A 12,162-nucleotide genomic window follows, 5' to 3' on the forward strand; every position below is an offset into this window, starting at 1 on the left:
CATGGCGTTGAACCTGTCAAAGAAGCTCTGGCGCGTGAAGGAGATGGCGCGCAAGGAAGGGGTGTTCGCCGCCTTGCGGGCCGTGGTGCGCCGCCTGCGCCAGGGGCCTGGGCGGTATGTCGATGTCTTTCGGCACTACGGCTTTGCGTTGCCCTATGTCCTGCCGGCCCAGCCGGGCGAGCCCGCAAAGGGGTCGCTGCTGTGGTTCATCCCGGACTTCAATCTCGGCTCCGGCGGTCATCTGAATATTTTCCGCACCATCTGGCATCTGGAGCAGATGGGGTACACGTCCAGCATCGTGATCGGTGCGCCCGTCATGCACCAGGATGCGCAAGAGGCCCGCGATGCCATTCGCGAGCACTTCTTTCCCCTGCAGGCGGAGGTGCTTCTGGGGCTGGAGAACTTGCCGCCATGCGAATTTGCGGTTGCCACAGGCTGGGACACGGCGTACGCGGTCCGCGCATTCACCGGTGCCACGCACAAGCTGTATTTTGTGCAGGATTACGAGCCGCATTTCTACCCGGTGGGGTCCGAGTCGGTGCTCGCGCAGAATACCTACCACTTCGGTTTCTTCGGCATCACGGCAGGGGGCTGGCTGGCCACCAAGCTGGCGCAGGAGTATGGGATGGTCACACATCCTGTGGGTTTCGGCGTGGAACTGGAGCGCTACCGGCGCCTGCCGCGCAGGGAGCCCGAGATACGCCGGGTTTTCTTCTATGCGCGCCCGCCCACGCCCCGGCGGGCATTTGAAATCGGCCTGCTGGTGCTGAATGCCGTGTGGGAGCGCATGCCCGACACGCAGTTCGTGCTCGCAGGCTGGGACACCGCCGGCTACCATATTCCGTTCCCCCACCTTGCCTGCGGCACCGTGGCGCTGGATGACTTGCCCGATCTGTACAGCCAGTGCGACGTGGCGCTGGTGCTCTCGCTGACGAATGCCTCGTTGCTGCCCCTGGAGCTGATGGCCTCCGGCTGCGCCGTGGTGTCCAACCGGGGTCCCAATGTGGAATGGCTGCTCAACGACGACGTGGCCATGCTCGCCGATTCTTCTCCGGAGGGCTTGACCAATGCGGTTTGCGCGCTGCTGCAGGACGATGCGCGGCGCCATGCCCTGAGCGAGCGCGCCGAAGTGTTTGCCCGGGCGCAGACCTGGGACATGGTGGCGAAGGACTTCGAGTCGGCACTGTTGCATGCCCGGGCCCAGAATCCGCGGGGCGAATCCTGATGCGTTGCGCGATTCTCGGAGGAGCGGGTTTCCTGGGGCGCCACATTGGCCGGGCCATGGCGGCCGAAGGAGCACATGTGTGGTCGGTCGACCGCGCATTGCCCGCGTCGGGCAGCGCCCCCTGGTTGACTGGCGCGGTGCGGGCGGACTGTTTTGACTTGCCCTCCTGGTGGGATGCGGTGGGGGGGGCGGACGTCATCGTTCACCTTGCTTCCTCCACGGTGCCAGCCACGGCCAGTCAAGATCCGATCCAGGACGTGCAGACCAATCTGGTGGGCACGTTGCGCCTGCTGCAGGCTCTGCGTCAGAAGTCTGCACGTCCCAGGTTGCTGTTCGCATCCTCGGGAGGCGCCGTCTATGGCCGACCGCAGTCGGTACCGCTGGCAGAGACACACCCCACCATGCCCATGGGTGCCTATGGGGCCACCAAGCTGGCGATCGAGCACCATTTGCGCATCGAGGAGGCGCAACATGGCCTGCCGTGCCGGATACTGCGTTTGAGCAATCCGTATGGGGAATGGCAACAGCCCCACGGCGTCCAGGGGGTGATCGCTGTTTTTGCGCACCGCGCGCTCAAGGCCCTGCCTGTGGATGTATGGGGGGATGGTTCCGTGGTGCGCGACTTTGTCTATGCCGCCGATGTGGGGCGGGCTTTCGTGGCCGCCTCGCGCCATGAGGGGGAGGCCCGGGTCTTCAACATTGGTGGCGGCGCGGGGCACAGTGTCAATGACATCGTGCGCACGCTGGAACAATTGATCGGGCACCCTGTGGAACGGCGTGTATTCCCGGCACGCCCGTTTGATCCGCCCGTCAATGTGCTGGACATTCAGCGCGCCCAGGAAGAACTGCACTGGAAGCCGGCCATGGCTTTCGATGAAGGGGTGTCCAAGTCGGTCGAATGGCTGCGGACGGTGGCATGACGCGTCCTGTATCTTCTTCGTCCACCGTGTCTTCGGCCGCGCCACGCAATCCGCGCCAGTTGTGGGTGCTGTGGCGGTACTGGATGATGCGCGAGTTCAAGACCCGCTATGCGGGCTCGGTACTGGGCTTTGCGTGGGCGTTCGTCCAACCCCTTGCCACCCTGGCCATCTTCTACGTCCTGTTTGGTCTGGTTCTGGCCGTGCGCGTTCCGGGACTGGACGTGGGCAATGGCTACCTGCTGCACTTGCTCGCCGGGCTGGCCGTTTGGCTCCCCTTCACCGATGCGATTGGACGGGGCGTGGGAAGCCTGGCCGCCTATGAGGATTTTCTGCGCAAGCAGCCCATGCCGGCCGAAATCCTGCCCGCGGTATCGGTGGGCGGGAGCCTGCTGGTTCTCGGGATCGGCTATGGGTTGCTGCTGGTGCTGTCCGTGGCGCAGGGCGTGGGGCCCTACGCATCGATGGCGTGGCTGCCTGTACTGGTGCTGGCACAGATTGCCCTGACCTTTGGCCTTACCCTGTTGTTGAGCATGGCCCACTTTCTCTGGCGTGATGTGGGTTCGATGGTGGCTTTCGCGTTGCAACTTTGGTTCTATGTGACGCCCATTGTTTACCCGCTGTCCCAGGTGCCCGAGAAGTTCCATGGCTGGTTCCTCTTCAATCCCTTGGCATGCCTGGTGCTGATGGTGCAAAGCACGGTGCTGCACATGCCTGTCCCGCCGGGAACTCCGGTGGCCCTGGCCGTCTGGGTCGTGCTGCTGGCGGGGGGCGGATGGTGGTTTTTCCGTTCCATGAAGTCGGCATTGGGCGAGGCCTTGTAACGCCATGACCATACGCTTTGAGGGCATAGAAAAAACCTACATGGTGTACGGCCGCCCCCAGGACAGGCTGTGGGAGTGGGTGACCCGCAGGCAGCGCCACCGCGTGCACGTGGCGCTGACCGGCGTGGACTTTGAAGTCCAGGCAGGAGAAACGTTTGGGCTGATCGGTGAAAACGGCGCGGGCAAGAGCACCTTGCTGAAGATTGCCGCGGGCACCATTCGGCCTACCCATGGCCAGGTGTCGCAGGAAGGCCGTGTTGCCGCGCTGCTGGAACTGGGTGCCGGATTCCACCCGGAGGAGTCGGGCTACGACAATATCCGCTTCATGGCTGCCCTGCATGGCCTGGAAGGCGGTGCCATGGAGGATTTCATCATCCGGGCCACCGCGTTCTCCGAGTTGACCGGGGAGACACTCGAACGGCCGGTGAAGACCTACTCTTCAGGCATGTTCATGCGGCTTGCATTTGCCGCAGCGACGGCCATCGATCCCGATGTGCTGATCGTGGACGAGGCCTTGTCGGTGGGGGATCTGCATTTTCAGAAGAAGAGCCTGAACCGCATCCTGGAGCTGCGCGAGCGTGGCGCCACCGTGCTTTTCTGTTCCCACAACCTGTACCAGGTGCGCAGCCTGTGTCAGCGGGCGGCGTGGATTCACGGTGGCCGCATACAGGCCATCGGTGCCACCGAGGGTGTAGTGACTGCCTATGAAGCCCACGAGCGGCGCCGGTACGCCCATTTGCGGACGGATGCAGTGGCCGATGCTCCCCCGAATGTCGCGTCTCCCGCGCCCGCGGTGGGAATCACCACGGCCCCGCTTGTCAAAATCACACACCTGATTACGGAAACAAGCGATGGTACCAATCCGGCGCAAGTCGACTCGTTCCAGGACCTGACGGTAGAAATACAGGTTGAATCCTATTGCGATGCCAAATTTCACATAGGCTTCTCCATAGTCCGGCCGGACAAGGACAACGTGTTTGGAACCAGCACGCAGTTTCACAATCCTCCGCGCCCTCTGTGCGGAGCAGGAACGCATCGGCTGCGTGTCCGATTTCCTCGTCTGCCCTTGCTCTCTGGCGAGTATCTCTGGAATGTCTACACCTTGGACGATACGGGCCTTCAGGTGTTGGACATGGCCGAGCTGATTCAGCCGTTCACGGTGTTGAATCAGAAGAATCGCGAAGTGGGTCTTGTGTGGCTGGATCACGAATGGCTGCCGAGCGAATGATCAATGAGTGGCGCCTGCGGTTTGCGTTCCCTGCTCTGAGCAGAATGCCCACCACCCTTCCGTGGCACCTTGCCTCGGTCATCGGGCGCGACCCTTCTTCGGCACGTCGCCTGACAGAGCAATTTCTAGTGGCGCGTTTTGAGCAGGTATTCCCTGAATCCACGGCGGTGGCTCATCGTCAGTGGGCGCGTGCGCATTTGGCGATGCTGGCTCAGGAAATCATGGATGCGTCCGCGCTGCACCGTTTGGGACAGCCCAATGGTCCTGCCATTGAGGTCACGGGATGGGAGCATGTGGACGCCCTGATTAGAAGAAAGCAAGGCTTTATTCTGGTATTGAATCATTTCGACCGTTTGCTGACATCGGCAGTCGCATTGGCTCTGAGAGGGCTGTCGCTGAACACGCTGACAATGCCGATTCTCGAAAATCCTGGTCTGGGAGTTGTCCAGCGTGACTTTCTGATTCGGAAGGTGCGTTCATTCACGCAGATCGCCCGGGGCCAGTGGCGGACCTCCACCGAGGGAATGCGCCCGGTGTATGAGAGCTTGAGGGCGGGGCAGGCGTGGGGAATTCTTGCGGATGCATGGGCTCCAGGGTTCACCCGATTGCGCAGCCACCCTTTCCTCGGAGGACAGTTGCACCTGCCTACAGGGATCGAGCGCCTTGCGGAATCAGCCAAGGTCCCTTTGTTGCACGCGGTGACATATTCGGAGCGACCTGATCGGCTTCGGGTGGTGGTGGAGACTTTGCCAGAGAATCCACGCCAGGCCATTGATGCGGTGATTCAACGGTTGGAGCAGGATGTACGGGAGCGTCCATGGGCTTGGTGGCACTGGGGGCAGTGGGAGCAGATGTGGACACCGTCCGCATCGGAGGCAACGCATGACCAATATTGAGCGATACGACTACGCATTCGACCCGGACGGCAAGGAGTGGGCGGCCCGGTTGCTGCGCCGTATTCCGTCCGACGGAGGCTCGGTGCTGGAGCTGGGGCCCGGGCCCGGCGCCATGACCCGCGTCCTGCTGGCGCGGGGCCATCGCGTCACGGTGGTTGAAAACGACCCCGAGGCACTGGAGGTGCTCAAGACGCTGGGCGTGGAGGTCATTCCCGGAAATCTGGATGGCACGGACTGGCTGGATGCGATCGCGGGCAGGCGGTTTGATGCGGTGATGGCCTGCGATGTGCTGGAGCACCTCAGAAAACCGGAGGACGTGCTGCAGCGGTTGAGCGAATTTGTGGCCCCCATGGGCCGCCTGCTGATCTCCGTCCCGAACATTGCCTATGCCGGGGTGCTGGCGGCGATGCGCAATGGCATCTTCGACTACTCGGACAAGGGCCAGCTGGACAGGACCCATGTCCGGTTCTTTACCAAGCGCAGCATTGAAAAAGTACTGCTGGACTGCGGGTGGGCTCCCCGGATCTGGGAGGCCAACAGGGTGCCTGTCGAATGCAGCGAATTCGCCTGGTACTGGAGCGCTCTGCCCGGCGAGCAGCGCCAGGCCTTGCTGGCGGGGTGGCAGGATTTCGATGTGTACCAGTGGATGGTGGTGGTCACGCCCTCCATCGACGCTTCCGCCTGGGAGTTGGCCGAGGCACGTGGCACAGCGGACAGGCTGCGCGACGAGTTGCAGGCCCTCACGGTGGTGCACCAGCGTGAGCGCGCATCGTTGCTGGAGCACCAGAAAGCCTTTTCGGAAGCCAAGGACATCATCGCGAAGATGCAGCTGGAGATCAAGGATCTGCGCACCGACATGGAGCTGCTGCGGACGGAAAAGACCGCGGTGGAGGCCGAACTCTCCGCGCTGCAAGCGCAGCCCCAGCCCGAACCTCCTCCTCCGGCAGGCCCATGGCTGCGGCTGCAGCGCAGACTCCTGGGCCGCGCGGACGGCGCGTGACGGATTGCGGAACGGACATGTTGCTCGGGGTTCCTGATTTCACGGCATCGCATGACGGCGTGGACAGCATCGGTGCGGATTGCCGGATCGATCCGTCCGTTTCCGTCATGCGGTTTGGGCAGCGCCCTGGCGTGCTGTGCCTGTCGGACGGGGTCAGCATCTACGCGCAGACAAGGCTGGTGCTGGGGGATGTGGTCGCGGACCCTTGCGTGGGAATCCGCATCGGCGCCCGCACCATTGTCAACGTGGGCGGCTATCTGTCTGGCGAAGGGGGCCTGGAGATTGGCGAGGACGTTTTGATCGGCCCCCACGTCAAGTTGCTGTCGGCCGGCCACGCCATAGACGAAGGGGATGCGGTCATCGCGCGCAACCGCATCACCCGCGCAAAGATCGTCGTGGAGGACGGCGCCTGGATAGGGGCCGGAGCCATCGTGCTCGAGGGGGTTACCATCGGGCGCGGCGCGGTGGTGGCCGCCGGTGCGCTTGTGCGGCAGGATGTCCCCGCGGGGATGGTGGCGGCGGGAATGCCCGCTCGGCTGCTGCGCTCGCGCCGTGGGGATGCCTGGCCGGCGGCACAGGCCCCCGTGCCATCCCCCTGGTTTGAACGGGTCGGGGTCCGGCTGAAGAGCTTCTTGTACCAGGGACGCGGTGCCAAATGACAAGCAAGAGTGAATTTCGCAGAAGCTCCGACGGGCGCGGATGGGGATCGAACATGGTGGACAGCCTGCGCAGGGCGGCGCTCACAGTGATCTTCCTGATGGGACTCCCTGCGTCTTCCTGGGCCGACCAGGTGTGGGAGTTCGTGGACAAGGATGGAGTGACCCACATTGGCAACGTGGCACCGGGCGCGGCCGCGTCGCGGGGGCTGGTCTGGCTCCAACGTGTGCCTCCTGCCTCCGTGATGAGGAGCAAGGAGCGCGGCACCTCCGCACTGCAGTTTCCTGGCTACGACGATGTCAAGCAGCACCTGGAGGCGGCGGCGGAGGCGCAGTCGCTGGATCCGGCATTCGTGATCGCCGTTGCCGCTGCGGAATCGGCCTTCAATGTGAAGGCCGTTTCGCGCAAAGGCGCCCTGGGCCTGATGCAGGTGATGCCCGCGACGGCCGAGCGCTATGGGGTCGCGGCCCGTCCGCCTTCAGAGGGAGAACATGCCGCCATGGAGCCCAAGGTGAATGCGCAGATCGGCACCCGTTACCTGGCGGACCTGCTGCGCATGTTCGATGGCGACAAAGAGCTGGCACTGGCGGCCTACAACGCCGGGGAAGGAGCCGTGATCAAGCACGGCCGCCGGATTCCGCCGTATCCCGAAACACAGCAATACGTGGAAAAAGTGATGCGCTTTTACCGCGGCATGGCGCGGTAGTGGCCCTGGACCCTGCAGCGTGGACTTTTTCGTGAACCGTCTGCGCCGGCGCTGGCCTGGGTTGACCCTGTGTCCAGGCAGCCGAGGCGCCACTGCCGACTTCCTGCGGTGGGCGGCCGTATTTCACGCAAATGGCGCGGGGATGCCGTCGCGGGCAGCGCCAGCTAGCGCTTTCTTACAGGCATCCGCGCAGAGTACGGGTACCATCGGCCGCTCATGATCTGGTTATCTGTGGTGGCATTCATCGTTGCAGCGTTGGCGGCAGGGTTCATCGTGCGGTGGATGCGCAGCCACGCTTCCGTGTATGGCAGCGCCATGCCACAGCGTTTTCACCTCGGGGATATTCCCCGCCTGGGCGGAGGGGCGCTGCTGTTGGGTATCGGGTGCAGCTGGAGCCTGGGCATGCTGCAGTCGTCCCATTGGGGAGATCCTGGTTCCCTCAGGTTGGGGGCATGGGTCGGCGGCTGGCTGGTGGTCATGCTGCCGGCTGCTCTGGGGGGGATCGCGGAGGACATGACCCAGCGCCTGTCCGTCCGGTATCGGTTAAGCCTGACGGGCGCATCCGGTGCCCTGGCGGTGGTCTTGCTGGACCTGTCCCTGCCCCGCATGGGGTGGCCCTGGCTGGACTCCGTGCTGGCCGCTGCCCCGTGGCTGGGCATCGCCATCGTTGTACTTGCCGTCGCGGGGCTGCCCCACGCGTTCAACATCATCGACGGCTACAACGGCCTGGCGGGCATGGTCGCACTGATCGTGTGCCTGGCCTTGGCGCACGTGGCATTGCAGGTGGGGGATCGCGCCCTGGCGGCGCTGCTGGTGTCCACCGCCGCCGCCACCGGGGGATTCCTGGTGTGGAACTACCCGCGGGGAATGCTGTTTGCCGGCGATGGCGGGGCGTATATCTGGGGCGTGGTCATCGCCCTGGCCAGCATTTCGCTGGTGCAGCGCAACGCCGACGTGTCACCGTGGTTCCCCATGCTTTTGCTGATCTACCCCGTCTGGGAAACGATCTTCTCGATCTATCGCAAGACGGTGCGGGGCGTGTCCCCCGGCGTGGCCGATGCACTGCATTTTCACCAGCTGATCTACCGGCGCATCGTGCGGGGCGTTTTCCACGACGACGAATCCCGCAGGGTTCTGATGCGCAACAACCGCACATCGCCCTACCTCTGGGGCTTCACCTTGCTCACGGTGGTGCCGGCGGTGCTGTTCTGGAGCAATACCCCGCTGCTGATGGCGTTTTGCGGCTTGTTCGTCATCAGCTATGTGATGGCGTACCTTGCCATCGTGCGGTTCAAGGTGCCGCACTGGCTGCGCCACTGAGGGCTGTTGCGCAGGCCACCCCAGGGTGCCGCGCGAATGCGGCACAATTTGCGCCTCACCGTTTTCTCTGGATGGCCCGCCTCCATGACCGACCTTCTTTCGATTGCTCCGCGCGACAAGGCTGAAATCCTGGCCCAGGCGCTGCCCTACATCCGCAAGTTCCATGGCAAGACCATGGTCATCAAATACGGTGGCAACGCCATGACGGACCCCGCGCTGCAGGCCGACTTTGCCGAAGACGTGGTGCTGCTCAAGCTCGTGGGGATGAACCCCGTGGTGGTCCACGGCGGCGGCCCGCAGATCGAGACGGCCCTGAACCGCCTGGGCAAGAAGGGCGAGTTCATCCAGGGCATGCGCGTGACCGACGCCGAGACCATGGAAGTGGTCGAGTGGGTGCTGGCCGGCGAAGTGCAGCAGGACATCGTGGGCCTGATCAACCAGGCCGGTGGCAAGGCCGTGGGGCTCACGGGCCGCGACGGCGGCATGATCCGCGCGCAGAAGCTCAAGATGGTGGACAACAAGAACCCGAGCATCGAGCACGACGTGGGCCAGGTGGGGGACATCGTGGCCATCGACCCGAGCGTGGTCAAGGCGCTGCAGGACGATGCCTTCATCCCCGTCATCAGCCCCATCGGCTTCGGCGAAAACAACGAGAGCTACAACATCAACGCCGACGTGGTGGCCAGCAAGCTGGCCACGGTGCTGCAAGCTGAAAAACTCATGCTCCTGACCAACACGCCCGGCGTGCTGGACAAGGCGGGCAACCTGCTCACCGACCTCACGGCCCGCGAGATCGACGCGTTGTTCGCCGATGGCACCATCTCCGGCGGCATGCTGCCCAAGATCGCGGGCGCGCTCGATGCCGCCAAGGCCGGCGTGCACGCCGTGCACATCATCGATGGCCGTGTGCCGCATGCCATGCTGCTCGAAATCCTGACCGACCAGGCCTACGGGACCATGATCCGCTCGCACTGACCCTTTTCGTAGCCTGCTATGCGCCTGCTGTTGGTTGAAGACGATGTCATGGTGGCCAGCGGCATCAAGTTGGGCCTGACCGACGCCGGATACGCCGTGGATTGGGTCGGCAGCGGGGAGCGCGCCGAAGAGGTGCTGCGCACGGAGTCTTTCGACGCGGCCATCATCGACATCGGCCTGCCCGCCATGGATGGGCTGGAGCTCACCCGCCGCCTGCGCCGTCCCGACATGATCAGCCCCGCCATGCCCGTGCTGATCCTGACCGCGCGCGATGCCCTGCATGACCGCGTGCAGGGGCTGGACCTGGGGGCGGACGACTACATGGTCAAGCCCTTCGAGCTGCCCGAGCTGCTGGCCCGCCTGCGGGCCCTGCTGCGCCGCTCGCAGGCCGCCACGACGGCGGTGCTCAGCTTCGGGCCGCTGGAGCTGGACACGGCAGGCCGCCGCGCGAGCATCCGCACCGGCGAAGGGGAGCAGGTGATCGAACTGGGTCCCCGTGAATGGACCGTGCTCGAATACCTGCTCATCAACGCCCCCAAGCCTGCGAGCAAGGACAAGCTCCTGCAGGCCCTGACGGGGTGGGACAAGGAGATCACACCCAATGCGGTGGAGGTCTACGTCTCGCGCCTGCGCGGCAAGCTCGAGCCGCATGGCGTGGCGCTGCGCTCGATCCGCGGGTTCGGCTACCGTCTGGAACTCCAGGCCGCCTGATCGGAATCGGTCTGGCTCAGCGCCCGCGCCGGTGAAGACCCACCATGACGATGCCGGACCGGGCCCCTCCTTCCCAGCGGCTTGGCCTGCGCGCCATGACCTCCGACCTGCGCAACCGGCTGCTGCTTTTGCTGGTGCTGCCCTTGTGCCTGCTCGCGCTCGCGGGCGTGTGGCTGGACTACCGCTCGGCCGATGAGGCCGCCGGACGGCATGACCAGCGCCTGCTGCGGCTGCTTCCGGCGCTGGCCGATTCGGTACTGGCCCCCGCGATCCGTGACAACGAGCCGCCCCTGCTGCTGCTGGCGCCGCCGGTCGAGGACTTCCTGCGCCAGAACGCCGGGTTTGCCGGGTACAGCGTGCGCGACGCCTCCGGCCGCCTGCTGCTGGGGGACGACTGGGTGCACAGCGCCGTGCCGACCACGCAGGCCCCCGAATTCCACAGCGTCGAATTTGGCGGCGTGACCTACCGGGTGGCCGTGCAGCGCGGCCGCACGGGGGCCGGCGAGCTGGTGGTGGCGCTGGCCGACGGGTCGGACCCGCGCCAGCAGTGGGCGCAGCAGCTTCTGCTGCGCGTGCTGCTGCCCAACCTGGTGCTCGTGGCCGCCGCCGCGCTGGCCATCCACTGGGCCGTGGGGCGTGCGTTCAAGCCGCTGGTGGATCTGGCCGAAGCGGTGGAACACCGCTCGCCGCGCGATCTCAGCCCCATCGACGAGGCCTCGTCGCCCGCCGAGGTGCGCCCGCTCGTGCATTCGCTCAACCGGCTGTTCGCGTTGGTCAATGCGCAGGCGGAAGGGCAGCGCCGCTTCGTGGCCGACGCGGCGCACCAGCTGCGCACCCCGCTGGCGGGCCTGCAGGCGCAGGTCGAGGCCTGGGCGATGATGGCCAAGGCCGCCGGCCCGCGGGTATCGCTGCCGGACTTTGATCGACAAATGCCGCTGGCGCAGGATGGTCAAGCGAAAGGCGCTATTGTTTTAGGAGTTGATCAGATCGAGAAGCTGCGCAATGCCACGCGCCGGACCTCACAGCTCGCGCACCAGCTGCTGGCCCTGTCGCGCGCCGACGCGCGCAGCCTGGATGCGCAGCCGCCGCAGCGCGTGGACCTGAAGGACCTGTGCGAGGCGCTGCTCGAGACCTTTCTCGATCCGGCCACCGGCAAGGGGCTGGACCTGGGGCTCGACGTGCAGCCCGTGCATGTCACCGGCCATGGCTGGCTGCTGCGCGAATTGCTGTCCAACCTGGTGGACAACGCCATCAAGTACACGCCGGCGGGGGGCATTGTCACCATCCGCTGCGGCATGCGCCAGGGGCGCACCGGGCCGCCCCGCGTGTACCTGGAGGTCGAGGACGACGGCCCGGGCGTGCCCGAGGCGGAGCGCGCCCGCGTCATGCAGCGCTTTTACCGCGTGCCTGGCACGGTGGGGGAGGGCACGGGCCTGGGGCTGGCCATCGCCGACGAGATCGCGCGCGTGCACCGCGCCTCCCTGACGCTCGGGACGGGCCCCCAGGGGCACGGGCTGCTGGTGGCTGTGGTGTTTCCGCTGTAGATCCGCGCCCGCGCGCTCCTTGCGCGTGTCCGTGCGCGGGCCGGGCAAAAGCCTGTGCGAGAATCATTTCCATACATGATTTACGCCTGCCGCTGGCCCGTGCATGCCCATCCGGCATGTGAACCGGGCGCCGGGTGCCACTGGCCGCATGGCCCTACC

Annotated in this window: 12 protein-coding genes; all 12 read left to right on the forward strand. The window is 65.2% G+C overall.

Annotated features, from left to right (window positions below):
* Position 1: 1 nt before the first annotated feature.
* The 12 genes from KW843_RS00760 (at position 2) to KW843_RS00815 (ending at position 12,003) form a co-directional block, all read left to right on the forward strand.
* Positions 2–1,225, forward strand: a complete 1,224-nt coding sequence (locus KW843_RS00760; RefSeq protein ID WP_218293197.1) for a glycosyltransferase family 4 protein — start codon at positions 2–4, stop codon at positions 1,223–1,225.
* Positions 1,225–2,145, forward strand: a complete 921-nt coding sequence (locus KW843_RS00765) for an NAD-dependent epimerase/dehydratase family protein (RefSeq protein ID WP_218293198.1) — start codon at positions 1,225–1,227, stop codon at positions 2,143–2,145. Before KW843_RS00760 ends, KW843_RS00765 begins: the two co-directional genes overlap by 1 nt.
* Positions 2,142–2,966, forward strand: coding sequence for an ABC transporter permease (locus tag KW843_RS00770; RefSeq protein WP_255594477.1), 825 nt, complete (start codon positions 2,142–2,144; stop codon positions 2,964–2,966). Before KW843_RS00765 ends, KW843_RS00770 begins: the two co-directional genes overlap by 4 nt.
* Before the next feature lie 4 nt (positions 2,967–2,970).
* Complete coding sequence (locus KW843_RS00775) at positions 2,971–4,194, forward strand: ABC transporter ATP-binding protein (RefSeq protein WP_218293199.1); 1,224 nt, start codon at positions 2,971–2,973, stop codon at positions 4,192–4,194.
* Positions 4,176–5,090: a lysophospholipid acyltransferase family protein gene (locus KW843_RS00780; RefSeq protein WP_255594478.1), complete on the forward strand. Its 915-nt coding sequence runs from the start codon at positions 4,176–4,178 to the stop codon at positions 5,088–5,090. Before KW843_RS00775 ends, KW843_RS00780 begins: the two co-directional genes overlap by 19 nt.
* Positions 5,077–6,090 (forward strand): methyltransferase domain-containing protein, encoded by a 1,014-nt coding sequence (locus KW843_RS00785; RefSeq protein ID WP_218293200.1) that lies wholly within the window; start codon positions 5,077–5,079, stop codon positions 6,088–6,090. Before KW843_RS00780 ends, KW843_RS00785 begins: the two co-directional genes overlap by 14 nt.
* A 17-nt stretch (positions 6,091–6,107) precedes the next feature.
* On the forward strand, positions 6,108–6,749 hold the full coding sequence (locus KW843_RS00790; protein WP_218293201.1) for a DapH/DapD/GlmU-related protein: 642 nt from the start codon (positions 6,108–6,110) through the stop codon (positions 6,747–6,749).
* Between the two features lie 53 nt (positions 6,750–6,802).
* Positions 6,803–7,453: a lytic transglycosylase domain-containing protein gene (locus tag KW843_RS00795; RefSeq protein ID WP_255594479.1), complete on the forward strand. Its 651-nt coding sequence runs from the start codon at positions 6,803–6,805 to the stop codon at positions 7,451–7,453.
* Positions 7,454–7,669: 216 nt separating this feature from the next.
* Positions 7,670–8,773: a glycosyltransferase gene (locus tag KW843_RS00800; RefSeq protein WP_218293203.1), complete on the forward strand. Its 1,104-nt coding sequence runs from the start codon at positions 7,670–7,672 to the stop codon at positions 8,771–8,773.
* An 84-nt stretch (positions 8,774–8,857) separates the two neighbouring features.
* Complete coding sequence (gene argB, locus KW843_RS00805) at positions 8,858–9,748, forward strand: acetylglutamate kinase (protein ID WP_218293204.1); 891 nt, start codon at positions 8,858–8,860, stop codon at positions 9,746–9,748.
* 18 nt (positions 9,749–9,766) lie between these two features.
* Positions 9,767–10,459, forward strand: a complete 693-nt coding sequence (locus tag KW843_RS00810) for a response regulator transcription factor (protein WP_218293205.1) — start codon at positions 9,767–9,769, stop codon at positions 10,457–10,459.
* Positions 10,460–10,554: 95 nt separating this feature from the next.
* Positions 10,555–12,003 carry a sensor histidine kinase gene (locus KW843_RS00815; RefSeq protein ID WP_218294383.1) on the forward strand — a complete coding sequence of 483 codons (1,449 nt, stop codon included), beginning with the start codon at positions 10,555–10,557 and terminating at the stop codon, positions 12,001–12,003.
* Positions 12,004–12,162: the final 159 nt, after the last annotated feature.

This window comes from Acidovorax sp. sif1233 (assembly GCF_019218755.1).
Classification (GTDB): domain Bacteria; phylum Pseudomonadota; class Gammaproteobacteria; order Burkholderiales; family Burkholderiaceae_C; genus Acidovorax.